Source organism: Mesorhizobium sp. B2-2-3 (genome assembly GCF_006442405.1).
Lineage (GTDB): Bacteria > Pseudomonadota > Alphaproteobacteria > Rhizobiales > Rhizobiaceae > Mesorhizobium.
Map to the genome: position 1 here is coordinate 98,992 of NZ_VFWC01000013.1, position 25,516 is coordinate 124,507.

Annotated in this window: 21 protein-coding genes, 1 pseudogene and 1 riboswitch; of the genes and pseudogenes, 12 read left to right on the plus strand and 10 right to left on the minus strand. The window is 64.7% G+C overall.

All coding sequences use genetic code 11. The features are described 5' to 3' along the window. Positions 1-13: 13 nt before the first annotated feature. Together FJ951_RS22700 and FJ951_RS22705 are read right to left on the minus strand one after the other, a co-directional pair. Positions 14-1,831 carry an ABC-F family ATP-binding cassette domain-containing protein gene (locus tag FJ951_RS22700; protein WP_140517564.1) on the minus strand — a complete coding sequence of 606 codons (1,818 nt, stop codon included), beginning with the start codon at positions 1,829-1,831 and terminating at the stop codon, positions 14-16. A 1-nt stretch (position 1,832) separates the two neighbouring features. Beyond that, on the minus strand, positions 1,833-2,477 hold the full coding sequence (locus FJ951_RS22705; protein ID WP_140517565.1) for a thiamine diphosphokinase: 645 nt from the start codon (positions 2,475-2,477) through the stop codon (positions 1,833-1,835). 88 nt (positions 2,478-2,565) lie between these two features. Further along, positions 2,566-2,681: riboswitch (TPP riboswitch) on the plus strand. 42 nt (positions 2,682-2,723) lie between these two features. Here FJ951_RS22705 and thiB point away from each other — a divergent pair. The 4 genes from thiB (at position 2,724) to FJ951_RS22730 (ending at position 8,076) form a co-directional block, all read left to right on the plus strand. Further along, positions 2,724-3,722 (plus strand): thiamine ABC transporter substrate binding subunit, encoded by a 999-nt coding sequence (thiB, locus tag FJ951_RS22710; protein ID WP_140517566.1) that lies wholly within the window; start codon positions 2,724-2,726, stop codon positions 3,720-3,722. Between the two features lie 237 nt (positions 3,723-3,959). Continuing rightward, positions 3,960-5,573, plus strand: coding sequence for a thiamine/thiamine pyrophosphate ABC transporter permease (thiP, locus tag FJ951_RS22720; protein ID WP_140517568.1), 1,614 nt, complete (start codon positions 3,960-3,962; stop codon positions 5,571-5,573). Further along, the gene (gene thiQ / locus FJ951_RS22725) at positions 5,573-6,355 is read left to right on the plus strand and encodes a thiamine ABC transporter ATP-binding protein (protein WP_140517569.1); all 783 of its coding nucleotides are present in this window, start codon (positions 5,573-5,575) and stop codon (positions 6,353-6,355) included. The genes thiP and thiQ overlap by 1 nt, the downstream gene beginning before the upstream one ends. Before the next feature lie 257 nt (positions 6,356-6,612). Further along, positions 6,613-8,076, plus strand: a complete 1,464-nt coding sequence (locus FJ951_RS22730) for a M48 family metalloprotease (protein WP_140493312.1) — start codon at positions 6,613-6,615, stop codon at positions 8,074-8,076. Between the two features lie 72 nt (positions 8,077-8,148). Here FJ951_RS22730 and FJ951_RS22735 read toward each other — a convergent pair whose 3' ends face one another. Continuing rightward, the gene (locus tag FJ951_RS22735) at positions 8,149-9,015 is read right to left on the minus strand and encodes an RNA polymerase factor sigma-32 (RefSeq protein WP_140517570.1); all 867 of its coding nucleotides are present in this window, start codon (positions 9,013-9,015) and stop codon (positions 8,149-8,151) included. Positions 9,016-9,337: 322 nt separating this feature from the next. Here FJ951_RS22735 and FJ951_RS22740 point away from each other — a divergent pair, with 322 nt between their 5' ends. The 4 genes and pseudogenes from FJ951_RS22740 to FJ951_RS22755 form a co-directional block, all read left to right on the plus strand. Next, positions 9,338-10,111 carry an amino acid ABC transporter substrate-binding protein gene (locus tag FJ951_RS22740; protein ID WP_140493318.1) on the plus strand — a complete coding sequence of 258 codons (774 nt, stop codon included), beginning with the start codon at positions 9,338-9,340 and terminating at the stop codon, positions 10,109-10,111. Between the two features lie 106 nt (positions 10,112-10,217). Next, the gene (locus FJ951_RS22745; RefSeq protein ID WP_140517571.1) at positions 10,218-10,898 is read left to right on the plus strand and encodes an ABC transporter permease subunit; all 681 of its coding nucleotides are present in this window, start codon (positions 10,218-10,220) and stop codon (positions 10,896-10,898) included. Beyond that, a complete protein-coding gene (locus FJ951_RS22750) occupies positions 10,895-11,686 on the plus strand; it encodes an amino acid ABC transporter ATP-binding protein (protein ID WP_140517572.1) in 792 nt (263 codons plus the stop codon). The genes FJ951_RS22745 and FJ951_RS22750 overlap by 4 nt, the downstream gene beginning before the upstream one ends. A 142-nt stretch (positions 11,687-11,828) precedes the next feature. Next, positions 11,829-12,707, plus strand: a pseudogene (locus FJ951_RS22755) (patatin-like phospholipase family protein); the annotation flags it as partial. 101 nt (positions 12,708-12,808) lie between these two features. Here the strand turns inward: FJ951_RS22755 and FJ951_RS22760 are convergent. From FJ951_RS22760 to FJ951_RS22785, 6 genes are all read right to left on the minus strand, one after another. Then, positions 12,809-13,390 (minus strand): CarD family transcriptional regulator, encoded by a 582-nt coding sequence (locus FJ951_RS22760; RefSeq protein WP_006327799.1) that lies wholly within the window; start codon positions 13,388-13,390, stop codon positions 12,809-12,811. Between the two features lie 368 nt (positions 13,391-13,758). Then, positions 13,759-14,097: a ferredoxin FdxA gene (gene fdxA / locus FJ951_RS22765; RefSeq protein ID WP_140493333.1), complete on the minus strand. Its 339-nt coding sequence runs from the start codon at positions 14,095-14,097 to the stop codon at positions 13,759-13,761. Between the two features lie 204 nt (positions 14,098-14,301). Continuing rightward, positions 14,302-14,685 (minus strand): RNA-binding S4 domain-containing protein, encoded by a 384-nt coding sequence (locus FJ951_RS22770; protein WP_140517614.1) that lies wholly within the window; start codon positions 14,683-14,685, stop codon positions 14,302-14,304. 26 nt (positions 14,686-14,711) lie between these two features. Continuing rightward, complete coding sequence (locus FJ951_RS22775; protein WP_140517574.1) at positions 14,712-18,044, minus strand: helicase-related protein; 3,333 nt, start codon at positions 18,042-18,044, stop codon at positions 14,712-14,714. Between the two features lie 718 nt (positions 18,045-18,762). Next, complete coding sequence (gene phbB, locus FJ951_RS22780; protein ID WP_140493339.1) at positions 18,763-19,488, minus strand: acetoacetyl-CoA reductase; 726 nt, start codon at positions 19,486-19,488, stop codon at positions 18,763-18,765. Between the two features lie 119 nt (positions 19,489-19,607). After that, positions 19,608-20,792 (minus strand): acetyl-CoA C-acetyltransferase, encoded by a 1,185-nt coding sequence (locus FJ951_RS22785; protein ID WP_140493342.1) that lies wholly within the window; start codon positions 20,790-20,792, stop codon positions 19,608-19,610. On the opposite strand from FJ951_RS22785, the gene FJ951_RS22790 reads away from it, so the two are divergent. Both FJ951_RS22790 and phaR read left to right on the plus strand, forming a co-directional pair. After that, positions 20,773-20,970 carry a hypothetical protein gene (locus FJ951_RS22790; RefSeq protein ID WP_140493345.1) on the plus strand — a complete coding sequence of 66 codons (198 nt, stop codon included), beginning with the start codon at positions 20,773-20,775 and terminating at the stop codon, positions 20,968-20,970. The two genes, FJ951_RS22785 and FJ951_RS22790, sit on opposite strands and share 20 nt — an antisense overlap. A 117-nt stretch (positions 20,971-21,087) precedes the next feature. After that, a complete protein-coding gene (phaR, locus tag FJ951_RS22795; RefSeq protein WP_140493348.1) occupies positions 21,088-21,696 on the plus strand; it encodes a polyhydroxyalkanoate synthesis repressor PhaR in 609 nt (202 codons plus the stop codon). 24 nt (positions 21,697-21,720) lie between these two features. On the opposite strand, the gene FJ951_RS22800 is transcribed toward phaR, so the two are convergent. Continuing rightward, a complete protein-coding gene (locus tag FJ951_RS22800; protein ID WP_140517575.1) occupies positions 21,721-22,863 on the minus strand; it encodes a citrate synthase in 1,143 nt (380 codons plus the stop codon). 91 nt (positions 22,864-22,954) lie between these two features. Here FJ951_RS22800 and FJ951_RS22805 point away from each other — a divergent pair, with 91 nt between their 5' ends. Together FJ951_RS22805 and FJ951_RS22810 are read left to right on the plus strand one after the other, a co-directional pair. After that, the gene (locus FJ951_RS22805) at positions 22,955-24,043 is read left to right on the plus strand and encodes a citrate synthase/methylcitrate synthase (protein WP_140517576.1); all 1,089 of its coding nucleotides are present in this window, start codon (positions 22,955-22,957) and stop codon (positions 24,041-24,043) included. Positions 24,044-24,255: 212 nt separating this feature from the next. After that, the gene (locus FJ951_RS22810; protein ID WP_140517577.1) at positions 24,256-25,386 is read left to right on the plus strand and encodes a patatin-like phospholipase family protein; all 1,131 of its coding nucleotides are present in this window, start codon (positions 24,256-24,258) and stop codon (positions 25,384-25,386) included. Positions 25,387-25,516 lie beyond the last annotated feature (130 nt).

Here is a 25,516-nt window from a genome sequence, read left to right on the forward strand (position 1 = left end):
GCGTATACCATCCTCACCCCTCCATCTCCTCGCGCAACATCTCCAGTTCGAGCCACTCTTCCTCCAGTGCCGCCAGTGTCGCGCGCTCCTTGTCGAGGGCGGCGATGGTCTTCTGGAACGAGGCCGGATCGCGCTCGTAATAGGCCGGATCGGCGATGTTGTTCTCCAGCCGCGAGATCGAGGCTGTCACCGCCTCGATCTTCTTGGGCAGCGATTCCAGCGCGAATTTCTGCTTGAACGAGAGTTTTTTTGCCGGGGCTTTGGCGGTGGCGCTGTCCGCCTTCGCCGTCGGTACGTCGCTTGCATCCGCCTTCGCGCGCGCCTTGCGGTCGTCGAGCCTGGTACCGCCGCGCTGCGCCAGCATGTCGGAATAGCCGCCGGCATATTCGACCCAGCGACCGCCGCCGTCCGGCGCGATCACGCTGGTCACGGTGCGGTCGAGGAAATCGCGGTCGTGGCTGACCAGGATGACCGTACCGGCAAAGCCGGCGACCAGTTCCTGCAGCAACTCCAGCGTTTCCATGTCGAGATCGTTGGTCGGCTCATCGAGCACCAGCAAGTTCGCCGGCCGGGCCAGCACGCGCGCAAGGATCAGCCGTGCCCGCTCGCCGCCCGACAGCTCGCGCACCGGCGTGCGTGCCTGCTCCGGCTTGAACAGGAAGTCCTTCATGTAGGAGACGACGTGGCGCTGCTCGCCATTGATGACAAGGTTCTCGCCGCGCCCGTCGGTGAGATACTGAGCCAGCGTCTCCTGCGGATCGACCGCCTCGCGCTTCTGGTCGAGCGTGGCGATCTCCAGATTTGTGCCGAGCCGCACCGAACCGGCATCCGGCTGCAACTCCCCGGTCAGCATCTTCAGAAGCGTCGTCTTGCCGGCGCCGTTCGGCCCGACGAGGCCGATGCGGTCGCCGCGCTGGATGCGGGTCGAGAACCCCTTGACCACGGTGAGGTCGCCAAAGCTCTTCTCGATGTTCCTGGCCTCGATCACCAGCTTGCCGGATTCGGCGGCGTCGCTGGCCACCATGGTCGCGGTGCCTTCGGCGCCGCGATGGCCGCGAAAACGCTGGCGCATGGTCTGCAATTCGCCCAGGCGGCGCATGTTGCGCTTGCGCCGCGCCGTCACGCCATAGCGCAGCCAGTGTTCCTCGCGCACGATCTGGCGGCCGAGCTTGTGCTGTTCGCGCTCTTCTTCCTCAAGCACCTGGTCGCGCCATTCCTCGAAATGGCCGAAGCCCTTATCCAGCCGGCGCGTCTGGCCCCGGTCGAGCCACACGGTGGCGCGCGATACGCGCTCAAGGAAACGGCGGTCGTGCGAGATGACGATGAGGGCCGAGGAGGTGCGGACGAGTTCCTCTTCCAGCCATTCGATCACCGAGAGATCGAGGTGGTTGGTCGGCTCATCGAGCAGCAGGATATCAGGCTCGGGCGCCATGACGCGGGCAAGGGCGGCGCGCCTGGCCTCGCCGCCGGAGAGGTCGCCCGGCTGCTCCTCGCCCGAGAGGCCGAGGTGCTCCATCAGGTAGCTGGCGCGATAAGGATCGTCGGCGGGACCGAGGCCGGCCTCGACATAGGCGCGCACGGTTGCGAAGCCGTCCATGTCGGGCATTTGCGGCAGATAGCGGACGGTCGCCGATGGCTGGCGGAACACCTCGCCGTCCTGCGGCTCGATCAGGCCGGCGGCGATCTTGAGCAGCGTCGACTTGCCGGACCCGTTGCGGCCGACCAGCGCGATCTTGTCGCCGGCCGACGCAGCCAAGTCGGCGCCGTCGAGCAGGGGCGTGCCGCCGAAGGTCAGTTTTATTCCGTCGAGATTGAGAAGAGGCGGCGCCATGTCAGCTTTCTGGCAAGGGATAGGGATGGGCGAGCAGCAGCGCGCGGCCCGCTCCCAGCGCGATCTCGAGCCTGCCCTTGACCTCGTTGGAGATGGTCAGCGACGAGCCGAACGCGACCTTGACGCGGTCAAGCGGCCATTTCGCACCAGCGACGGTCAGCCCTGCAAGCTCGGAAAAACCCAGGATCGAGAACAGGGTGCCGTCGGCATAGTCGAAGCGGGCCGTGCCGTGCGCCAGGGGCACGGCTTCCTGCGCGCCGCTGGTCAACAGCACCTTTGTCCCGGCCCCGGCCAGCCGCAGGGCGAGCGCCATGTGCAGGAAGGCATGGTCGGCGCGCTTGCCGCCGAAGGCGCCGGCGAGCACGAGGCTGGTAGCGCCGCGCTCCAGGGCGGCCGATATCGCGAGTTCTCCATCGGTGGCGTCTTTCTCTGCCGGAAAGGTCCGGCGCGGCACGGCGGCCAACTCATCCGGCAGGCCGGCGGGCACGGAGTCGAAATCGCCGACCCACAGTTCCGGCACAAGGCCGAGCGTGCTTGCATGGCCGATGCCGGCATCGGCGGCGATGACGCGGGTTCCCTCGACCTGACGGTCGAGCCGTGGCGTGCGGACGAGATCGCCGCCAAGCAGGATGGTGAATGTGCTCATATCGTGTGGCCCTTACCAGCCCGACAGCGGAAACGGAAGGCCGGCAAACAGCCACTTGCGCGGTTCACCGGCCGGGCCTATGTGTCGAGGCGCTCTAACGGGGTGCCGGACGCGATATTTCGCGGACCGGCTGAGAGGCAGTCTCGCCAACCCGCTGAACCTGATCCGGTTTGTACCGGCGGAGGGATTAGACGTTTCGGACAGTCCGACGCCTCAATTCCTTTAACCCGAACGAAGGAGGCGCCGATGCGCACGCTTTTATACGCCCTTGTCTCTGCAATGGTCGTGGTTCTGTCCGGGCCGGCCTTAGCCAAGGACAAGCTCACCGTCTACACTTATGAGAGCTTTACCGCCGACTGGGGCCCCGGCCCGGTGGTGAAGAAGGAATTCGAGGCCGAATGCGGCTGCGATGTCGACTTCGTCTCGGTTGCCGACGGCGTCGCGCTGCTCAACCGCGTCAAGCTGGAAGGGGCCGCGACCAAGGCCGACATCGTGCTTGGCCTCGACACCAATCTCACCGCCGATGCCAAGGCCACTGGCCTGTTTGCGCCGCATGGCGCCGTGACCGGGCTCAATGTGCCGGGCGGCTGGAACGACGACATCTTTGTCCCGTACGACTATGGCTATTTCGCCGTCGTCTATGACACGCAGAAGCTGAAGACGCCGCCCAAGAGCCTGAAGGAATTGGTCGAGGGCAGTGCCGACGACAAGATCGTTATCCAGGATCCGCGCACCTCGACGCCGGGCCTCGGCCTGCTGTTGTGGGTGAAGTCGGTCTATGGCGACAAGGCGCCGGAGGCCTGGGCCAAGCTCAAGGCGAAGGTCTTGACCGTGACGCCGGGCTGGAGCGAGGCCTACGGCCTGTTCACCAAGGGCGAGGCGCCGATGGTGCTGTCCTACACGACCTCGCCCGCCTACCACATGGTTGCCGAGAACACCGAGCGCTACCAGGCCGCTTCCTTGGAGGAGGGCGAGTATCTGCAGATCGAGGTCGCCGGCATCACCACGACGGGAGCCAAAAATCCGCTGGCGGAAAAGTTCATCGCCTTCATGACCGGGCCGAAATTCCAGGATGCCATCCCCGAGACCAACTGGATGTTCCCGGCCGGCAAGACCGACAAGCCGCTCAATCCGGCCTTCGACAGACTGGTCAAACCGACCAAAACCTTGCTGTTCAGTCCCGAGGAGGTCGCGGCCAACCGCAAGGCATGGGTGGATGAATGGCTGGCGGTGATGAGCAAGTAGTTTGGTCGTATGATCGGATGATGAGTGCTCTACAGCGCCCCCCACTGTCCTGCCGGACATCTCCCCCACGAGGGGGGAGATTGGCCGTCACGACGGCTTTCGCCAATTGGCGACGTCACAGGAGAGGGTGGAGCGCTGAAGCAGCCAATCTCTCCCCAAGTGGGGGAGATGTCCGGCAGGACAGAGGGGGGCGCGAAGGAACGCGACGCTCGCTAAAGGTCCTTTGGGTGGCGCAGCGTGCAGCGCGCGTCTGACCCCCGCATCTCCGCCGGTATCCTCGCGCTTGCGGCGATCGGGCTCCTGATCGGCGGCGCGTTTGCGGGTCTTCTTTTCGAAGGCGCGAACGATTTCTCCGGAGCCTGGGCAGCCTTCGATCCTTATCTCCTGCGCGTCGTGCGCTTTACGTTGTGGCAGGCGGCGCTTTCGACGCTGTTGTCGGTGGCGCCGGCCCTGTTCGTGGCTCGCGCGCTGTCGCGGCATCCGCGCTTTCCCGGCCGCGGCTTCATCCTCCAGCTCTTCGCCCTGCCGTTGGCGCTGCCGGCGATCGTGGCGGCGCTCGGCATCCTGGCGCTCTATGGCCGCGCCGGCTATTTCGCCGGCTTTCTTGGTGCCGTCGGCGGTTACAATTGGCCGGGCATCTATGGCCTCTCCGGCATCCTCGTTGCTCATGTCTTCTTCAACCTGCCGCTGGCCACGCGGCTGTTCCTCGAAGCGCTGCAAACCATCCAAGCCGACCAATGGCGGCTGGCGAGCCAGCTCGGCATGGGTGCCGCACCGGCTTTCCGGCTGATCGAGTGGCCGACACTGCGCGCCGCTCTGCCGGGCGTCGCCGGCCTGGTGTTCATGCTCTGCATCACATCCTTCACGATCGTGCTGACGCTGGGCGGTGGCCCCGGCGCGACGACGCTGGAGGTCGGCATCTACCAGGCTCTGCGTTTCGATTTCGATCCCGCGCGGGCGGTGGCGCTGACGCTGCTGCAGATCGCGCTGACCTTTGTCGTGGTGCTGGCGTTGACGCGGCTCGGCGCCAACACCACCGGTGACGCCAATCTGCCGGTGGCGCCGCGCCGCTACGTCTCGGCCGGCAGGACCGAGACCGCGCTGAATGCCGCGCTCGTCGTGCTGGCCCTTTTGTTTGTCGGCGGGCCGATGACGGCGACGCTGATGTCAGGCCTCGGCGCCGACCTTGGCCGTCTCGCCGGCGAGGCGGCGGTGCGGCAGGCGACGCTGACCAGCGCCGTGCTGGCCTTCCTGTCGGCGCTGCTGTCGGTTGCGCTGTCGCTTTCGCTCACCATGGCGCGCCGCGTGCTGGCCCTGAAGCGCCGCTCCGGTCCGCGGACCGTGCTCGAACACGCCACCGACACCGGCGCCGGCTTCGTCCTGGTCGTGCCGCCCATCGTCATCGGCGCCGGCTGGTTCCTTCTGCTGCGCCATGTCGGCGATGTCTTTGCCATAGCCCCGGTCATGGTCGTCACCGTCAATGCAGTCATGGCGATGCCTTTCGCCATCCGTGCCATCCGCCCCGCCTATGATGCGGCGAGCGAGCGCCATGAGCGGCTCTGCGCGCTTCTGGCAATAGCGGGCTGGGCCCGGTTGCGGCTGGTCGACTGGCCGTCGCTGCGACGGCCGCTGGCCACCGCCTTCGCGTTTGCCATGGCGCTGTCGCTTGGCGATCTCGGTGTCATCGCACTGTTCGGCAGTGATTCCGTGCAGACTTTGCCCTACCTTCTCCTGGCGCGCATGGGCAGCTACCGTACCGAGGACGCCGCCGGCCTGGCGCTGCTGCTCGGTCTGGTCTGCCTTGCGCTTGTGGTGGCGGCGAGCTGGCTGGGAAGGGGGGAACGAGACTGATGGCTGCGGGCGCCACCAATGGTGCGACAAGGGGGGCCGAGGTGCGGCTGGACACGGTCTCGTTCAGCTACGGCGACGCGCCGCTCGTTTTCGATGTCGATTTCGCCGCGTCGAAAATTACCGCCATCATGGGGCCGAGCGGCTCGGGCAAGTCGACGCTGCTCAATCTGCTGGCGGGCTTCGAGACGCCGCAAGCTGGCCGCGTGCTGATCGGCGGCGCCGATGTCGGCGCGGCGCCGCCTTCGGCGCGGCCCGTGTCGATGGTGTTCCAGGAAAACAATCTTTTTGCCCATCTTTCGGTCGAAGAGAATGTCGGGCTCGGCCGCTCGCCCTCGCTGCGGCTGACCGAGGCCGACCGCGCTGACATCGCGGAGGCGATCGCGCGCACCGGCCTCGCGGGCAAGGAAAGACGCCTGCCGCGCGAACTTTCGGGAGGCGAACGCCAGCGTGTCGCATTGGCGCGCGTGCTGGTTCGCAACCGCCCGGTGCTTCTTCTGGACGAGCCTTTCGCTTCACTCGGACCGGCCTTGCGCGACGACATGCTCGATCTTGTCGCCGACGTGCATGCCGAGCGGGGCATGACGCTGCTGTTCGTTACGCACCAGCCACAGGACGCACGCCGTATTTGTGAGGAGGTGGTGTTCCTCGACAACGGCATGGTTGCCGCCAAGGGCAAGGCGGATGATTTCTTTGCCGGGGCTGGTCCTGAAGTTTTCCGGCGCTATGTTGGCACAAGCGCCTGGGAGGCTGGATCACGAGATATTGCCCGGAAGCGGACATAATTTACGCTCAAACCGGCTCCTGGCGACGGGGCGATTGCTTGCCATGACAGAGGTAGTGTGGCTAGGTCCGCCCCGTACCGGTCCGGTGCAGGCCGTGATTTGCCTGCAGCATCCGCCGCGCGTTGGTATGGCGTGGATGCTGTAATGCTTTGATTTGCGCATGAGCCCTTGCGAGGATCGCCCCGATTTTCGCGGGCATGCGCCAGACCCGAAAGGAAGCCGTTCTGCCGACCGGCACGGAAAGACCAAGAGGGAAAATGCTGGCGCGCTTTCTGGCGCTGGCCGGCTTTGTAGTGGCCCTGGCAAGCTGCCAGATGTTCACACCTCCGGAAGTCCAGGAATCCGGCTTCCAGCCTTCCGACAAACCGATCACGGTCGACAATGTCGCGGCCAATAACAAATTGGCCGAACTCGCCAAGGCGCAGCATCCACGCATACTGGCGACCTATGGCGGCGAATATTCCGATCCCAAGCTCGAGCGCATGGTCGCCAAGGTCGTCGGCAGCCTGACGGTGGTGTCGGCCAATCCGACCCAGACCTATCGCATCACCATCCTCAATTCGCCCAACGTCAATGCCTTCGCGCTGCCGGGCGGCTATCTCTACGTCACGCGCGGCCTGCTGGCGCTGGCCAATGATTCGGCCGAGCTCGCCGCCGTCATCGCGCATGAGATGGGCCACGTCACCGCTAACCACGGCCTGCAGCGCCAGCAGCTCGAGGCCGAGGAGGGGCTCGCCACCAAGGTTGTTTCCGACGTGCTCGGCGACAGCCCGACCGCCAAGGCGGCGCTGATCCGCGGCAAGCTGAGACTGGCGCAGTTTTCGCGCAACCAGGAACTGGAGGCCGACGCGATCGGCATCAAGTCGATCGGCGAAGCCGGCTACGATCCTTACGCCGCCGGCCGCTTCTTGCAGTCCATGTCGGCCTACACCGATTTCCGCTCGATCAGCGGCGCCACCGACGCCAGCCTCGATTTCCTGGCAACGCATCCCAATACGCCGCAGCGTATCGACCTTGCGCAACGCCATGCCCGCCAGTTCGGCCCGCCGGGCGTCGGCACCCGCGATCGCGACGCCTTCCTCGCCGGGATAGACGGCCTGCTCTACGGCGACACGCCGGAAGAAGGGTATGTGCGCGGCGAGACCTTTCTGCATCCGGGCCTGGGCGTGTCCTTCTCGGTGCCGGAGGGCTTCATCATCGACAATTCGGCCGCCGCCGTGACGGCGACCGGGCCGGGCGACATTGCGATCCGCTTCGACGGCGTGTCGATCGACAAGAACCGTGCGCTGACCGATTATATCAGGAGCGGCTGGGTGGCCGGTCTCGACGACGCGAGCGTCAGGCAGGAAACGATCAACGGCAACGAGGCGGCGACGGCGCATGCAGGCGCCGAAGGCTGGCAGTTCGATATCGCGGTAATCCGCGCCGGCGGCCAGGTCTACCGGCTGCTGACGGCGGCACCATCCGCCAGCACGTCGCTCGACACCGTGGCGCGTTCCGTCAGCGGCTCGTTCCGCATTCTGAGTGCCGCCGAAAAGGCGGCGCTGAAGCCGCTGCATATCCGCGTGGTCACCGTCCAGCCGGGGCAGACGATGGGTTCGCTTTCGGCGCAGATGGTCGGCGTCGACCGCAAACTCGACCTGTTCCGGGTGCTCAACGCGCTGTCGCCGGGGGCTGCGGTTTCGGCCGGCGACAAGGTCAAGATCGTCACCGACAAATAGCCGATAGTCGGCGCTGACCCGCTCTCTCGTTTTTGGGACGAGAAACTTCTAGGTAGTTTTCCTGGAATGGATTTAGGCGGCGGTGGCGAGGAATTCCGGGTTCTGCTTCACCAGCGCCACTTTCAGCTTTTCCATGGCGCGGGCCTCGATCTGGCGCACGCGTTCCTTGGAAATGCCAAGCGTCTCGCCGAGCGCTTCGAGCGTCGCGCCCTCGTCGCTCAGCCGACGCTCCTCGATGATGCGCAGCTCACGCGCGTTGAGTGCGGCAAGCGCCGCCTTCAGCCACATCGAGCGGCGTTCGATATCGATGGTGTCGCTGACGACCTCGTCGGGCAAGGGATCGTCCGACACGAGGAAGTCCATCCGCTCGGTCGCGCCCCCATCGTCGGCAAGCGGGACATTGAGGGAGGAGTCGGGCGCCGAGAGCCGCGAATCCATCAGCGCGACATCGGCTTCGGAGACGCCGAGGGCCGCTGAAACCTCGCGGTACAACGTCCTGTTCGACAGCGGCTCCGCGGCGCCGTTCGCCAGCCGGGCGCGCAGGCGCCGCAGGTTGAAGAACAGAGCCTTTTGCGCCGAGCTGGTGCCGCCGCGCACGATCGACCAGTTGCGCAGGATGTAGTCCTGCATCGAGGCCCGGATCCACCAGGTCGCATAGGTCGAAAACCGCACTTCGCGCTCCGGCTCGAAACGGGCCGCGGCCTCGAGCAGGCCGACATGGCCCTCCTGGACCAGATCGCCAAGCGGCAGGCCGTAATGACGGAATTTGGAGGCCATGGAAATGACCAGGCGCATATGCGCCACGGTGATGCTGTGCAGCGCGTTCTGGTCGTTGTCCTTTTTCCAGCGCAGCGCCAGCCGCAACTCCTCGTCGCGTTCGAGATAGGGAGCCCTCATTGCCGCGCGGACCATGATCCGTCCTGCCGTGTCTTCCATCATGAGGCACTCCCTGGCTCTGGCGATACGGATGTCATTTCGAAACCCGGCAGCCGCTCGACTTGAAATGACGGCGTCCTGCCCTACAACGAACGCAAAACGTGCCATGCGCGGGAAAGGTTCCGCCGCCGGCGGCGCGGCGTGGAGGCTGCGCGAAAAAACTCCGGGCGGGTTCGAGGCACCGCCAGAAACGTCAGTGGTAGAATCCGATTCCGAATAATGGATGTTTTTGAAATCTCATTCCTTATTTTTTCAACTCACATCTGTCAATTTCCAGCGCTCACACACCATGCCGGATATCAGGCCAGGACGGGATCACAGAAAAATGAAATGGCTCAAGTCGCTCATCGTCGCCGGAACTTTGCAGGTTCTGGCTGTTACCGCAGGCTATGCCGGCGCCAATCTCGACCAGATCAAGCAGGCCGGCGTCATCAAGGTCGGCACGGAGGGCACCTACGCACCCTTTACCTATCATGATGCCGGCGGAGCGCTGGTCGGCTTCGATGTCGAAATCGCCAAGGCGATCGGAGACAAGCTCGGCGTGAAGGTAGAGTTCCTCGAGGGCAAATGGGACGGGCTGATCGCGGGCCTCGATGCCAATCGCTATGACGCGGTCATCAACGAAGTCGGCATCACCGACGCCCGCAAGGCGAAATACGATTTCTCCGACCCCTACATCGCCTCCAAGGCAGTGCTGATCGTGCGCGGCGACAATACCGACATCAAGAGCTTCGCCGATCTCAAGGGCAAGAAGTCGGCGCAGTCGCTGACTTCGAATTTCGGCAAGCTGGCCGAGGCCAACGGCGCCGAACTGGTCGGTACCGACGGGTTCGACCAGTCGATCCAGCTGCTTTTGACCGGCCGCGCCGACGCAACCATCAATGACAGCCTGTCCTTCCTCGATTTCAAGAAGCACAAGCCGGATGCCAATGTGAAGATCGCGGCCCAGGAAGAGAACGCCGACTATTCCGGCGTCATCGTTCGCAAGGGCGATCCGGAACTGGTTGCCGCGATCAACAAGGCGCTGGCCGACATCAAGGCGGACGGCACCTATCAGAAGATCGCAGACAAGTATTTCGGACAGGACGTTTCGAAGTAATTTACGGCCGGGCCGTTGGCCCGCGCGACATCGCCCGGCGGCGGACCGTTTTGACGGCCCGCCGCCTTTCGCGTGATATACGGCAGTCGCAAGAAGGAGCCCTTTCGTGCCGCACTGGCTGCAACTCATGCTGGAATCGCTGCCTTCGCTGCTGTGGGCCGCGTTGATCTTCACCGTACCGCTGACGCTCCTGTCCTTTGTGCTTGGCTTGAGCGTCGGTCTTGGAACCGCGCTGATCCGGCTCTTCGGGCCAATGCCCCTGGTCGCGGTGGCGCGCTTCTACGTGTGGATATTTCGCGGCACGCCGCTCTTGGTGCAGCTGTTCCTGATCTTCTACGGCCTGCCCTCGGTCGGCATCCTGCTTGACGCTTTCCCCGCGGCGTTGATCGGCTTCACGCTCAATATCGGCGCCTATTCGTCGGAAATCATTCGCGCGGCGATAGGCGCGGTGCCAAAGGGGCAATGGGAGGCGGCCTATTCGATCGGCATGACCTGGAGCCAGGCGATGCGCCGCACCATCTTGCCGCAGGCTGGGCGCGTGGCGGTGCCGCCGCTCTCCAACACCTTCATCTCGCTGGTCAAGGACACGTCGCTGGCCGCCGCCATCACCGTGCCGGAAATGTTCCAGGCCGCGCAGCGCATCGTCGCCACCACCTATGAGCCGCTGATCCTCTATGTCGAGGCGGCGATCCTCTATCTGGCGATGAGTTCGGTGCTGTCGGCCTTGCAGACGCGGCTGGAGGCGCGGCTCAATCGCTATGGCGGGTTCCTGGAGGCGCGCTCGTGATCGACCTTGCCAACATCGAAAAGCGCTTCGGCGACAATCTCGTGCTGAAGGGCGTGACGGTTGCCATTGCCGAAGGCAGCGTCACCGCGCTGGTCGGTCCTTCGGGTGGTGGCAAAAGTACGCTGCTGCGCTGCATCAACCTGCTTGAGATCCCAACTTCGGGCACAGTGCGTATCGGCGATCAGGCGCTGGAGTTCCATCCGGGAGCGAAGGTGGCGGCCCGGGACATTCAGCGGCTGCGGCTGCAGACCGGCATGGTGTTCCAGAACTTCCAACTGTTCCCGCATCGCACCGCGATCGAGAACGTCATGGAAGGGCTGGTGACGGTGCTGAAGTGGCCCCAGGCACGGGCGCGCGAACGGGCGCTCGCGCTGCTGGAAAAGGTCGGCATGGCGCACAAGGTCGATGCCTGGCCGGCAACGCTGTCGGGCGGCCAGCAGCAGCGGGTAGCGATCGCCCGGGCGCTGGCGCCGTCGCCAAAGGTGCTTTTGTGCGACGAGCCGACCTCCGCGCTCGACCCGGAACTGGCGCAGGAAGTCGTCGACGTGCTCGGCCGGCTCGCCAGCGAGGGGACGACGATGGTGATGGCCACGCACGATCTGCGGCTTGCTTCAAAGATCGCTCGCGAGGTGGTGTTCCTCGAGGCCGGCATTGTCGTCGAAAAGGGCCCCGCGGCGGTGCTGTTCGGCAATCCGGAGCGCGAACGGACAAGACGGTTCATCGCGACGCTAAAGCAGGAAATGGCGGAGAAGGAGGGTGGGGGAGAAGGCGGCAATTTCTCGTCCTAGGCCTGCGCTGCGCTTGCTCCCTGCCGGGCATTTATCCTCGTGAGCCGCCGTCAGGCACGGTGTTTCTATTTCGATGGACGGGCGTGTCCATGCGCTGCAATAGTGGGGCCGATGGGTTCGCAACGTTGCTCTTGTTCTCGGTGGTGGCGGGGCCGCCGGAAATGCCTGGCTGATCGGCATCATCGCGGGCCTCGCCGACACTGGTGTCGATCTGACCGAGGCCGCCGATCTGGTGATCGGAACCTCGGCAGGCGCCAATGCGGCAGTGCAGGTGCGCAGCGGCATACCGCCGGGCGAGCTGCTGGCCGCGGTGCTGTCCCCGCTGCCGGTTCAACCGGCCGGACCGAGCCGTCAACCGCCGTTGCCGCCGATGGATAGTGTATTCGAGCGGATGCGTTCCATTTCCGCCGCCGCTACCTCGGCAGCCGATCTGCAACGGGCGATGGGCGCATTCGGTTTGGAGAGCGATGTCAAATTCGGACCGGAAGTGGCCAAACAGCGGCGCGCGCTGGTCGCCGCCAGATTGCCTCGCCATGAATGGCCGGAAAGGCCGATGATCGTGGTGGCCATCGACGCGCTTACCGGTGAACTGGCTGCGTTCGACCGCGATTCCGGCGTCGATCTGGTTGACGCGGCCACCGCGAGCACCGCGCTGCCCGGTGCGGGGCCCACGCACAGCATCAATGGCGTCCGCTACATCTCCGGTGGCGTGCGCTCCGCCGATAATGCCGACCTTGCCTCGGGCTATGCGAACGTGATCGTGCTCTCGCCGTTCAGCGGACGGAGCGGGCCGCTACCGGAAGGCCAGTTCGAGGGCCTGCGCAGACCGCCGGGCGCGGACCTTGCAAGCGAGGTCGAAGCCCTGCGCCAGCAGGGCAGCGAGGTGGTGGTGATCACGCCTGACGTCGATTCCCGCGCCGCAATGGGCACCAACCAGATGGATCTGGCGACCCGCATCCCCGCGGCCCGTGCCGGTTTCGCCCAAGGCAAGAAGGAAGCGACCCGCGTAACGTTCCTGTGACGATTGCACGCCGAGGGCGTGCACCAACTTTCCAAATATTGCCTGCAACAAAAAACCCGGCGCAAGACCGGGTTTTTCAAAAACTCAAAAGGCGCAAGGCCTCAAGCAGCTTCTTCCTGCTCGGCTTCCTCATTGTCGGCCTTGGCGCCGCGCTTAGGGCCCTTGTTGAGATTGACCTCGATCAAACGCACGGCTTCGGTTTCCGACATGCGGTTGACAGCGGCGATCTCGCGGGCCATGCGGTCGAGCGCGGCTTCGTAGAGCTGGCGTTCGGAATAGGACTGCTCCGGCTGGTTGTCGGCGCGGTAGAGGTCGCGAACAACTTCCGAGATCGAGATCAGGTCGCCGGAATTGATCTTGGCATCATATTCCTGCGCGCGACGCGACCACATGGTGCGCTTGACGCGGGCGCGGCCTTGCACGACCTTCAGTGCGCGTTCGACATAATCCTCTTCCGACAGCTTGCGCATGCCGATCGAGGTTGCCTTGGCGACCGGCACCTTGAGGCGCATCTTGTCCTTCTGGAAATCGATGACGAACAGTTCCAGCTTGTGCCCGGCCACTTCCTGCTCGTCGATCGAGACGATCTGGCCGACACCATGCGCCGGATAGACGATGTACTCGCCGGTCTTGAAACCGTGACGTGCAGCGGTGGACTTCTTCTGCGGGGTGATCGTTGCCATTACGCCCTGAACTCCTTGTTGTGGGCCGGCGGCGGTGCCGGCTGAACTCGCGCGATCGGGTTACCGATCATTAGCCGCACAACAGATGAACCCACCGGAAAAGCCGGGACCGGCAAACCGCACGATTGCGATCGCCTGGCCCAGATCGCTCTGGTCCGATATGGGATTTTTCACCTTTCAGTGATTTGGGGCGTTAGCGCCATAAATCGACGTTGTGTCACCGGCATGTTTCGCTCATGTAACACAAAAAGTCGGAAGAATCAAGGTTTTGCTGCATAAGCGAAGGCCACAGGTTCACGCCGCCTGTCAAGGCGGTTAATAGGCCGTACCTCTTACGCCGCGTCATGCCGGTTGAAACGGCAGCGCTGTCAGTCGCCTTCTCCGGGTTCAGCCGAGAAATATTTCTCGAACTTGCCGGCCTCGCCATCGAAGGCCTTGGCGTCGGCCGGCGGCTCCTTCTTGGCGGTGATATTAGGCCATTTCTCAGCGTATTCGGTGTTTATCTGCAGCCATTTGTCGAGGCCCGACTCAGTATCGGGCTTGATCGCGTCGGCGGGGCATTCCGGTTCGCAGACACCGCAGTCAATACACTCGTCGGGATGGATGACGAGCATGTTCTCGCCCTCGTAGAAACAGTCGACCGGACAGACCTCGATGCAGTCCATATATTTGCATTTGATGCAATTGTCGGTCACGACATAGGTCATCGATCTGCTCCGGGACGTCCCGTTTTTGTTGGCTTTTTCCGTGAGGTAACGCCTTTGGCGCTCGCTTGCAAGGGCGGCCATTCCGGCCATGTCCGCATTGCCGGAATGGAATTCCAACGGGTCGGCAATGGCGGGCATCGGTCATGTGCTCGGACCGTTGTGTCGGCGGCGTGGAAGAACATACATGCCTCCGTGCACCGGCGGTCAGTCGTCGCCAAGCAAGCGGTCGGTCTCGCGGCGCTCCTTCTTCGTCGGGCGGCCGCTTCCGGCCTCGCGCAGCCCTGGGATCGCGTCGGGAGGCGCCTCGCCCGTCGGTGCGGCAGGCGGCGACATGTCTTCGTAGAGCGTGCGTGCCTCCACGGCGGGGCCGCGCCGGCTTCCCGCATCGAGCACCTTCCAGATGAAGATGCGCCGCTCCAGCGTGATGGTCAGGACGTCGCCAGGCTTGACCAGGTCGGAGGCCTGCGCTGCTTTGTCGCGATTGATGCGCACCCGGCCGGCCACGACCAGTTTGGCGGCCAGCGAGCGCGATTTCACCGCGCGCGAGAAGAACAGCCATTTGTCGATACGCTGGCGGTCGGTGGCCATCGGGGCGACCATCGGATCCTGTGCGGCTATTTCTTCAGCTGGTCGCGCAACGCGGCGAGCTTGGCGAAGGGAGAGTCGGGATCGAAGCGCGCCGGGCGCTCCTCGCGCGGTTTTGCCTGAAACGAGGGTTTGCCGCCTTGCGGGCCGCCCTTGCCTTCCGGCCTGCCGCCCGGCCGGCCCTCACGGCGGTCAGAACGCTCGCCCTGCGGCTTTCCCTCCCGCCGTTCCCCGCCTTCGCCTTGCGGCCTGGGCTTGAACTTCGAGCGATCGAAACGCGGCTTGCCGGCGCCATCGCGGCGCCCTTCATGGGCGGGCCGGGTGCCGGGCTGGCCGACAGCGGCATCCGCCGGGGCATCGGAGCGCGCCGCTTGGCCGTTGCGCGGCCGGGCGCGGTTCTCGTGGTGACGGTGACGAGGCCGCTGGTCGAAGCGGCCCTGCCGCCACAACAGGATCGGCTTAGGCTCTTCGGCTTCCGCAGCGGGCACGCCGGCTTCATCCTGTCCCTGTTGGGGAGCGTCGGCGCTGTCCCCCTCCTCGCCTCGCTCCGCGATCTCCCCCGTCGAGGGGGAAGTGAGAGCGTCGGCGCTTTCGGCGGCAGAAGTCTCAGGCACGGCTTCTGCTACAGGCGCAACCTCTTGCGTAGCTTCGGCTGGAACTTCGGGTTGTTCTTCCGCAACAGTCTCGGCCGCTTCCGCAATGGGTTCAGCAGGAATTTCGACGGCGGTCTGGGCAGTCGCAGTTTGCGGATCTTCCGCCGATGTCTCCTCAGGCGTGTCCGTCGCTGCCGCCTCCGCCGCCTTGGCCTGCTCGGCGCGCGCGGCCTCTTCCGCTGCCAGCTTGGCCGCCACGGCTTCCCGGGCGGCATTGTCCTGCGCTTCCAGCCGTGCCTTGACTTCGGCCGCCGGCTTCGGCTCGGCACGGTAGCCAAGACCTTTCAGGATTTCTTCCATGTCATCGGCCGTGGCGCCGAGAATCGACATCATCGGCGGCGTCACCATGAAAGACTGGCCGTCATAGGCGCCATCCGGACGCTGGCCGAGGCCGGGCTTCCAGTTGGTCGCCGGGCGGATCAGGTCGGCCAGCCGTTCCAGAATGTCGATGCGCACGGCGCGGCGGCCGAGATTTCGGTAGCCGGCAAGCTTGTAGAAGGCCTTGTCGAAAGCCGGATCGATGACCACCGAGGTGCGGCCCGATGCCAGCGCATGGACGACGTCGCCGAAGCCGAGCTTGTCCTTGCCGTCGTTTTTCAGCGCCCACAGCAACGTCACCAATCCCGCGGGCGCCGGCTTGATCAGCGCCGGCACGAAGACATGATAGGCGCCGAAGCGCACGCCCAGCCGGCGCAATGCCGCGCGGCCTTCCTGGTCGAGCGACTTCATCTCCTCGGCGATGTCGCGACGATTGATAAGGCCGAAATTCTCGACCAGCTGGAAGGCAATGCCGCGGCCGATACCCGATATCTGCTCGGCATTCTTCAAATCGACCAGCGGCTTCAGCAGGGATTCGATCTGGAAATTGACGAAGCGCTCGGCGCGCGCGGCGACCTTGTCACGCGCCGGGCCGGTCAGCTGTTCGTCGGCCAAAAGCACCAGACGCGGCTTCAGCGCGTCTTCACCGGCAACCAGAGTGCCGATCGGCGCGCCGATCCAGCGCAGCGTGCCGTCGGAACCGAGCGCGATGTCGCCATTGGCGCAGGCGCCGAAGCGTTCGGCGCGTGCCTCGAACTCCGCCGCCAGCGCCTTCTGGGCGGCCGCGCGCACGGCCTTGGCGTCTTCGCCGCCAGCGCTCTGATCGGCGGTGAAACGGAACCCCTGCAACTCGCCGACATGGTGGCCTTCGACGAGGACGGTTCCGGTTGGGCTTATTTCGGCTTCAGGCATGGTATTTTCTCTAAGGCGCCGCATGAGGACGGAAGTCCTGCGGTCTACGAAGCGTTTCGTCAACCGCTCATGCAGCGCATCCGACAATCTGTCTTCGATTTCGCGCGTCTTTTCCTGCCAGTGTGCCTGATCGGCCAGCCAGCCGGGCCGGTTCGACACGAATGTCCAGGTGCGGATCTGGGCGATGCGATGCGACAGCGTATCGATGTCGCCCTCGGTGGTGTCGGCGCGGCGCACCTGCTCGGCCATGTAATTCTCGTCGACATGGCCATGCCTGGCGAGGTCCATGTAGATCGACGCAATGAGGTCGGCGTGCTGGGCCGGCGCTATCTTGCGGTAGTCGGGGAGCGCGCAGGCCTCCCACAGCAGCGCGACGCGCCTTGCGTCGGTGGCGAGCGCCCTGATGTCCTCGTCACGCGACAGGTGCTCAAGCGCCTGCGCATCGACTGCCGGCAGCGCACGGGTCAGGCCCTCCACCGGGGCATTGGTCTCGATCGAGCGCTTCAGCGCGTCGAGGCTGGCGAAATTGAAACGCGCTGCGCGCCACTGCAGAACCTTCACGGGGTCGAAGTCGTGGCTTTCGATCTTCTTGACCAATTCCTCGTCCAGCGGGTCGACCTGGCCGGTGACGCCAAAGGTGCCGTCGCGCAGGTGCCGGCCGGCGCGCCCGGCGATCTGGCCAAGTTCGGCCGCCGTCAGGTTGCGATACTGATAGCCGTCGAACTTGCGGTTCTGGGCGAAGGCGACATGGTCGAGATCGAGGTTAAGGCCCATGCCGATGGCATCGGTGGCGACGAGATAGTCGACGTCGCCCGACTGAAACAGCGCCACCTGGGCGTTGCGGGTGCGGGGCGAGAGCGCGCCAAGCACGACGGCCGCACCGCCCTGCTGGCGGCGGATCAGTTCGGCGATGGCATAGACCTCGTCGGCGGAGAAGGCGACGATCGCTGTGCGCCGGGGCAAGCGGGTCAGCTTCTTCGAACCGGCATAGGCCAGATGTGACAGCCGCGGTCGTGTCACCACCGAGACGCCTTTCAACAGGCGCTGCAAGATGCCGTGCATGGTGGCGGCGCCGAGCAGCAGCGTCTCCTGGCGGCCGCGCAGATGCAGGATGCGGTCGGTGAAGATGTGGCCGCGCTCGAGGTCCCCGGCAAGCTGCACCTCGTCGATGGCGACGAAGGCGGCATCGGTCTCGCGCGGCATGGCTTCGACGGTACAGACCGAATATCTGGCGCCTGGCGGCTGGATCTTCTCCTCGCCGGTGATGAGCGCCACCTTGTGGGCACCGACCTTTTCGCAGACGCGGGTGTAGACCTCTCGCGCCAAGAGCCTGAGCGGCAGGCCGATGATGCCGCTTTCATGCGCCACCATGCGCTCGATGGCGAGATGGGTCTTGCCTGTGTTGGTCGGCCCAAGCACGGCAGTCACGTCGCGACCCGATAGGATCAGCGGCTCGGTGGGTTTCGGATGGATGTTCATCGGCTCGGAAATAAGGCTTTCTGGCCTCTCATTGTCGGGAGCACGCCTCGGGTGGCGCGTATGACAGGCGACACATAGGGATTTCAGGCGCGAAGCGAAAGCGGAATGTTCCGCTGGCGGTTCGAAGTCACCTCCGTCGAGCTTCGGTTCGGCTGCTGATTAAGGGTTGGAACGAGTCTGGAACGAATCGGCGACGAATCGCTGACTCGCCCGGATTCAGGTTTTGTTCACGGCTAGATGTGGAGTTTTGGCTGATGATCCTTACCACATGCTGAATCACGGAATTGGCCCGTTTCATGCTAGGCGAGAGCCGCCGTTAACTTTCGCTGGCAAAGCCGTGTGGCAGCCCGCCTTGCTTCATCCAAGCTTATGAAATTGTTGAACTTTCTTAATAGAAATTAACAGTTTGATAGGCGATTGCAACTGCTCTCGTTAACATTGCGGCCAAACATGGAACGAAAGGGCGACGAATCGGCGATGTCGGGATTTTCCCTGTTTGTTCACGACAAGATGTAGTGTTGCGCACAGGTTTTCCACCGACAATGCACAGCTTATCCAGGCAGTTTTGCACAATACCCGCTGCCGCGATTAACCTTTGCGTGCCGGATTGGAACAGCAGGCCGACAGCCGTCATCGGACGGCGTCACGGACATCCGAAGCGGATGGCGAACGAGCCCTCCTTCAATCGGCACCGGGAAGCCGGCAGCCCGGCGAGACCTCAGGCGAAGTACTGGCCGCCATTGGCGGTGATGGTCGATCCCGTGATGAAGCCGGCGTCCTCGGAGGCGAGGAAGACGACGCAGCGCGCGATCTCCTCCGGCTCGCCGAGGCGCCCGACCGGGATTAGCGGGATGATGCGTTCGTTGAGCACCTTCTCATCGATCGCCCGGACCATTTCGGTGGCGATATAGCCTGGGCAGATGATGTTGACGGTGATGCCCGCGCGGGCTCCTTCCTGGGCCAGAGCCTTCGAGAAACCGATGTCGCCGGCCTTGGCCGCGGAGTAGTTGACCTGGCCGGCCTGGCCCTTCTGGCCATTGATGGAGGAGATGGTGATGACGCGGCCGAACTTGCGGTCGCGCATGCCGCTCCACAGCGGATGCGTCATGTTGAAAACGCCGGAGAGATTGGTGTCGATGACCTCCTTCCACTGCTCACGCGTCAGCTTGTGGAACATGGCGTCGCGCGTGATGCCGGCATTGTTGACCAGCACCGCGACCGGGCCCAGATCGGCCTCGACCTGCTTGATGCCGGCGGCGCAGGCGTCGTAGTCGGCGACCGACCATTTGTAGGTCTTGATGCCGGTTGTGGCCGTGAACTTGCTCGCCGCCTCATCATTGCCGGCGTAGTTGGCGGCAACCGAATAGCCGGCTTCCTTCAGCGCCATCGATATTGCCGCGCCGATGCCGCGCGATCCGCCCGTGACGATTGCAACCTTGGTCATGCGCTCCCTCCCTTTGGTTGGGAGAGTGAACAGGGAGTAGCGAATGACGAGTAGGGATCAGATATCCCATTGCGCCGACGCCGTTCTTCCCTATTCGCTACTCCCCATTCACTTCTCTTTTAGAGCGCTTCGACGCACATGGCGACGCCCATGCCGCCGCCGATGCACAGGGTGGAGAGACCCTTCTTGGCACCTCTTCGGCGCATCTCGTGGACCAGCGTGTTGAAAATGCGCGCGCCAGAGGCGCCGATCGGATGACCGATGGCGATGGCGCCACCATTGACGTTGACGATCGAGGGATCCCAGCCCATGTCCTTGTTGACCGCGCAGGCCTGCGCGGCGAAAGCCTCGTTGGCCTCGATCAGGTCGAGATCGCCGACCGACCAGCCGGCCTTTTCCAGCGCTTTTCGCGAGGCGGGAATCGGACCGGTGCCCATGATCGCCGGGTCAACGCCCGCGGTCGCCCAGGAGACGATGCGCGCCAGCGGGGTGATGCCCCGCCTGGCAGCTTCCGCTTCGCTCATCAAAAGCGCGCCGGCGGCGCCGTCGTTGATGCCGGAGGCATTGGCGGCGGTCACAGTGCCGTCCTTGTCGAAGGCCGGCTTCAGTTTGGTCATGGCATCCAGCGTCGCGCCATGGCGGATGTATTCGTCCTGGTCGACAATTGTATCGCCCTTCTTGCCCTTGATGGTGAAGGCGACGATCTCGTCCTTGAACCGGCCGGCCTTCTGCGCGGCCTCGGCCTTGTTCTGCGAGGCCAGCGCGAACTGGTCCTGGTCCTCGCGGGTGATCTGGAACTGGCGGGCGACGTTCTCGGCCGTGTTGCCCATGTGATAGCCATTAAAGGCATCCCACAGTCCATCCTTGATCATGGTGTCGATCATCTTGTAGTCGCCCATCTTGACGCCAGCGCGCAGATGCTGGGCGTGCGGCGACATCGACATCGATTCCTGGCCGCCGGCGACAACCACCTTGGCATCGCCGGTGGCGATCTGCTGCATGCCGAGCGCGATGGCGCGCAGGCCCGAGCCGCACACCTGGTTGAGGCCCCAGGCGGTGGTCTCCCTGGGCAGCCCGGCGAGGATCGAAGCCTGGCGGGCAGGGTTCTGCCCTTGGGCCGCGGTCAGCACCTGGCCAAGAATGACCTCGTCGACTTCGGCCGCCTCGACGCCGGCGCGCGACAACAATTCCCTTACGACGACGGCGCCAAGCTCGTGAGCCGGGGTGGCGGCGAAAGCGCCGTTGAAGGAACCGACCGGTGTGCGCGCCGCGCTGGCGACGACGATGGCATTGGAAGCGGGCATTCTGTTCTCCAAACTTCAAGCTGATGTTCTGTCATTGAAGACTTTTCTTGCCCTTTCCCAACCCCGAGTCAAACCGGAAATCGGCAGGGCACCCATGCGTCGCAAGCAAGCTGCGCATGGCCGCGACATCAAGCTGTCCGCTGCTGCGCAGCATATTTCACCGGCCATGCAGCGATAATTAATCCCGCACTGCACAAACTGCTTGGAATTGTGACGCTTTTGCGCATATCCTTTGAACGGGCGCAATCGTTACCGGCGGCTTACTCAGGCGCGCCGGTGTCCGGGGAGGATGCAGATGGCTGCGAAAGACGATCCGATCGTCATCAAGAAATATGCCAATCGCCGGCTCTACAACACCGGCACCAGCACCTATGTGACGCTCGAGGACCTGGCCGAAATGGTCAAGAAGGGCGAAGAGTTCACGGTGCAGGACGCCAAGACCGGCGACGACATCACGCATCCGGTTCTGACCCAGATCATCTTCGAATTGGAGAACAAGGACGGGCAGAACATGCTGCCGATCCCGTTCCTGCGCCAGTTGATCGCCTTCTACGGCGACCAGATGCAGATGATCGTGCCGAGCTTCCTCGAACAGTCGATGATCGCCTTCTCCAAGGAACAGGAGCGCTTCCGCGAGCAGATGAAGGGCGCTATCGGCAAGTCACCACTCGACATGATGAAGATGGCCACGCCGATCAAGGCGCTGGAGGAGCAGACGCGCCGCAACATGGAAATGTTCCAGAATGCCATGCGGCTGTTCACGCCTTTCCCGCCGGCAGGCTCGGCACCTGCGGCGGCCCCCGCCGAACCGGCCAGGAAGGAAACGCCGGAAAAACCCGACGATCTGCAGCAGTTGAAGGACCAGATCGCGGCCATGCAGCGCAAGCTCGACACCATGTCGTGAGCGCGCAGCGCTTTTCTTCCGATCCTACGGCAATAATCCCTCATAGCGACCGCGCGGCCTGATGCTGCCGCCGCTCATTGCCTGTTCGACCATGTGGGCGGCCCAGCCAACGCTGCGCCCAAGCGCGAACAGTTGGAACGGCGCATCGCGCGGCAGGTCGAGGCTGCGCGTCAGAACGGCCAGGGCAAAGTCGACGTTCGGGCGGGCGCCGGTCGCGGCAATGGCGGCGATTTCCAGCGATCGCAATGTTCTGTCGGTGTTGTCGATGGCCGCCAAAAGCGCCGTGGCGCGGGGATCGCCTTCGGGATAGAGCGGATGGCCGAACGCTGGCAAAGGCCTGTCATGGCCGAGCCAGCGCCGGATCGCCGCATCGGCGCCGTGCCGCGCCGCATCGTCCGCGAGTTGCATCACCGCCTCGCCGGCGCCACCGTGCCGCGGACCGGAAAGTGTCGCCAGACCCGCGAGCAGGCAGGCGGCGGGCGAGGCTCCGGTCGAGGCCGCGACGCGCGCCGCGAAGGTCGATGCGTTGAGTTCGTGATCGGCAAGCAGCACAAGGGCGCGCCGGATAGCCTGCGCCCCGCCTTCATCCACCGACCAGCCTCGCGCCAACCGCATGTGCACCGGATCTGATCCCGCCGAGGCGCCAAGAGCGCCGGCCAGCACGCCGATCGCGCGCGCGGCGTCGGCGCACAGCGAGGCGGCGCCGCGCCCTAGTGAAGGCCGCCCCTGGCCGGCGAGCATGGCAAGTTGCATGAAGGCCGGGGCTCGGCCGAGTTGTTGGGATTGATCCGAGGCCGGAGCCTCGAAACTCACCGGCTCAGGCAGGGCCCACAGCACGGCGGCGGTCTCTTCGAGCGTGGCATGTTCGGACAGCGCAACGGCGTCGCGGCCCCGATAGACAAGGTGGCCGTGCGAAACGGTCGAGATCGAGGTGACGAGCGAGGGTTCGCCCCAGGCGATGGCGCTTTCGGCGATGGCCGATGGGCTGCGTCCGCGCTCTCTTCGCATCATCAGGGCCGCGATATCGTCGGCGCGATATTGGCTGCGGCGTGGATCGGCACTGTCCGGGCGCATGCCGATGCGCCCGCGACTGACATAGGCGTAGAGCGTCTGCGGCCGCACCTTGAGCCGTTCCAGTGCCTCGTCCCGCGACAGCCATTCGGACATGTCGGTCCCATGTTGATTCTATTGATCAAGATTGATGCGCGTGTTGCCCATCCTTATCCTTGATGTCGAAAAAGCTCAAGGAGACTAAGCCATGGCGAACGGGCTCGATGATGTGGTGGCGGCGGAAACGGTGCTGTCCGACGTGGATGGGCTGGGCGGCCGCTTGACGATCCGGGGGTGCTCCCTGCCGGAACTGGCCGGGCGATGGAACTATCCGCAGGTCGTTCGCCTGCTTCTCGACGGCTTCTTCGACGACGTTCCCGGAGACGCGGAACTGGCCGCGAGACTGGGCCAGGCGCGCGTCGAGGTGTTCGACCGGCTCTTGCCTTGCCTGCCCCTGCTGGCGCCGCTCGACGTCTATAGCGCCATGCGCGCCGGCATGGCGCTGCTGCCGGACGGCGAGACGCTGACGGACGCGCTTGGGCTGATCGCGGCGCCCGCCGTGCTGACGCCGGCGCTCTTGCGCCTGCAGCACGGCGAGCAGCCGGTCGCGCCGGATGGGAAGGCCGATCATGCCGCCGATATGCTGAGGATGCTCGACGGTTCCGTGCCGACGCCGGTTCTGGCAAAGGCACTCGACACTTACCTCGTGACCGTCTGCGACCACGGCCTCAATGCCTCGACCTTCGCCACGCGCATCGTCGCTTCGACGCAGGCCGGGCTGACATCGTCGGTGCTGGCTGGCCTCGGGGCGCTCAAGGGCCCACTGCATGGCGGCGCGCCCGGCCCTGTCATCGAGATGCTCGACGCCATCCAGGCGCATGGCGACACCGCCGGCTGGCTGCGCGGCGAGATCGCGCGTGGTGAACGCATCATGGGCTTCGGCCACCGCATCTACCGCGTGCGCGATCCGCGCGCCGATGTGCTGAAGGCGGTGGTGCGGCAACTCGGCGGGGAGGGCGAGACCGGTCGCCGGCTGGCCTTCGCCGAGACAGTCGAACAGGCTGCGCTCGATGTGCTTCGGATTGCCAAGCCGCAGCGCTCGCTGCAGACCAATGTCGAGTTCTACACCGCGTTGGTGCTGGAAGCGGCGGGTTTTCCCAGCCAAGCCTTCAGCAATGTCTTCGCGGCCGGGCGCGTCGCCGGTTGGGTCGCGCATGCGCGCGAGCAGCAGACGACGGGACGGCTGATCCGGCCGCTGTCGCGCTATGTCGGACCGATGCCGGACCTCGTCGCCTGAGCATCAAACCTGTTTGGAAGATACACCGCGCCCTCCGCCACAAGGCGGAGGGCGTTTCCGCATGATCGAAATTTCATGCCATCACGCGACCGTGCTCGTGTTCTTGCCTTGGTGCGTCCTTATATGCTGCACTGCAACATAGGTCTGCCGTGACGCTGACGTCCCGATTCCCGGGCACGCAATAAGTCAGGCACCGGGATCGACAGGAACGCATGACGAAGAACGGCAAGGCGGAGGAAGTAAAGAAGATCAACATCGCGCTTCAGGGCGGCGGTTCCCACGGGGCTTTTTCCTGGGGCGTGCTCGACCGGCTTCTGGAGGATGGCCGGCTGGAGATCGCAGCGGTGTCCGGCACAAGCGCGGGCGCGATGAACGCGGTGGCGCTGGCCGACGGCTTCGTTCGCGGCGGCGTCGAAGGCGCGCGCAAGAAGCTCGACGACTTCTGGCATGCGGTGGCGGCGAAGGGCCGGTTCAGCCCGGTGCAGCGCATGCCGTGGGACGTCGCCTGGGGCAATTGGTCGATCGAGAACACGCCGGGTTATGTCTTCTTCGACACCATGTCGCGCGTGTTCTCGCCCTATGTCGCCAACCCGCTCGGCCTCAATCCGCTGCGCGACGTGGTCGCGCAGGGGATCGATTTCGACAATGTACGCGCCTGCAAGTCGATGGAACTGTTCATCTCGGCCACCAATGTCGAGACAGGGCAGTTGCGGGTGTTTTCCGATGGCGAGATCGACCTCGACACAGTGATGGCCTCGGCCTGCCTGCCGCAACTGTTCCGCGCCGTCGAGATCAAGGGCGTGCCCTATTGGGATGGCGGTTATGGCGGCAATCCGGCGCTCTATCCGTTCTTCAAGACGGCTGCCACCGAGGACGTGCTTTTGGTGCAGATCAATCCGGTCGTGCGCGAGGGAACGCCCAAAAGCGCCAATGAGATCCAGAACCGCATCGACGAGATCACCTTCAACGCCGGGCTGCTGCGCGAATTCCGTTCGATCGCCTTCGTCAAGGAACTGATCGCCGCCGGCCGCCTGCCGCGGGGCGAGTACCGGGACATCCGCATGCACCGCATCGACGCCGATGAGGCCTTCAAGGACCTGTCGGCATCATCGAAGGTCAATGCCGAATGGGCATTCCTGGCCTATCTGCGCGATCTTGGCCGCACCGCCGCCAGCGACTGGCTGGAGGAGAACTACGATGCCGTCGGCAAGCGGCCGACGCTCGACCTCTCCGGCGAGCTCGACGACGGCTTCAAGCCGGTGCGGGGTCCGGCACCTGGCCGACGGGTGAAGGAATTCCTGGCCGCGCGCAAGAACCCCGAAGCGGAGCGTCGCCGGGCCTGAACCCGCATCCGTCACACGGGCGTGATCTGCCGCGCGGTGCCAGCAAGTTCCTTCCGGCGCCAGCAACAACCATCGCGTGTGAGGCGCGCATCATCATGCTGACGCCTGCTGCCAGTGTCGTGCGGGCGCC

Bases quoted from the DNA above. Each gene is read 5' to 3' on its own strand.
- FJ951_RS22735 (WP_140517570.1), bottom strand. From the start codon at position 9,015: ATGATGGAAGACACGGCAGGACGGATCATGGTCCGCGCGGCAATGAGG.
- FJ951_RS22770 (WP_140517614.1), bottom strand. From the start codon at position 14,685: ATGGCCACCGACCGCCAGCGTATCGACAAATGGCTGTTCTTCTCGCGC.
- FJ951_RS22805 (WP_140517576.1), top strand. From the start codon at position 22,955: ATGGCGAACGGGCTCGATGATGTGGTGGCGGCGGAAACGGTGCTGTCC.
- FJ951_RS22740 (WP_140493318.1), top strand. From the start codon at position 9,338: ATGAAATGGCTCAAGTCGCTCATCGTCGCCGGAACTTTGCAGGTTCTG.
- FJ951_RS22700 (WP_140517564.1), bottom strand. From the start codon at position 1,831: ATGGCGCCGCCTCTTCTCAATCTCGACGGAATAAAACTGACCTTCGGC.
- FJ951_RS22760 (WP_006327799.1), bottom strand. From the start codon at position 13,390: ATGGCAACGATCACCCCGCAGAAGAAGTCCACCGCTGCACGTCACGGT.
- FJ951_RS22810 (WP_140517577.1), top strand. From the start codon at position 24,256: ATGACGAAGAACGGCAAGGCGGAGGAAGTAAAGAAGATCAACATCGCG.
- FJ951_RS22800 (WP_140517575.1), bottom strand. From the start codon at position 22,863: ATGTCCGAATGGCTGTCGCGGGACGAGGCACTGGAACGGCTCAAGGTG.
- phaR (WP_140493348.1), top strand. From the start codon at position 21,088: ATGGCTGCGAAAGACGATCCGATCGTCATCAAGAAATATGCCAATCGC.
- FJ951_RS22785 (WP_140493342.1), bottom strand. From the start codon at position 20,792: ATGCCCGCTTCCAATGCCATCGTCGTCGCCAGCGCGGCGCGCACACCG.
- phbB (WP_140493339.1), bottom strand. From the start codon at position 19,488: ATGACCAAGGTTGCAATCGTCACGGGCGGATCGCGCGGCATCGGCGCG.
- thiB (WP_140517566.1), top strand. From the start codon at position 2,724: ATGCGCACGCTTTTATACGCCCTTGTCTCTGCAATGGTCGTGGTTCTG.
- FJ951_RS22775 (WP_140517574.1), bottom strand. From the start codon at position 18,044: ATGAACATCCATCCGAAACCCACCGAGCCGCTGATCCTATCGGGTCGC.
- fdxA (WP_140493333.1), bottom strand. From the start codon at position 14,097: ATGACCTATGTCGTGACCGACAATTGCATCAAATGCAAATATATGGAC.
- FJ951_RS22790 (WP_140493345.1), top strand. From the start codon at position 20,773: ATGGCATTGGAAGCGGGCATTCTGTTCTCCAAACTTCAAGCTGATGTT.
- FJ951_RS22705 (WP_140517565.1), bottom strand. From the start codon at position 2,477: ATGAGCACATTCACCATCCTGCTTGGCGGCGATCTCGTCCGCACGCCA.
- thiQ (WP_140517569.1), top strand. From the start codon at position 5,573: ATGGCTGCGGGCGCCACCAATGGTGCGACAAGGGGGGCCGAGGTGCGG.
- FJ951_RS22730 (WP_140493312.1), top strand. From the start codon at position 6,613: ATGCTGGCGCGCTTTCTGGCGCTGGCCGGCTTTGTAGTGGCCCTGGCA.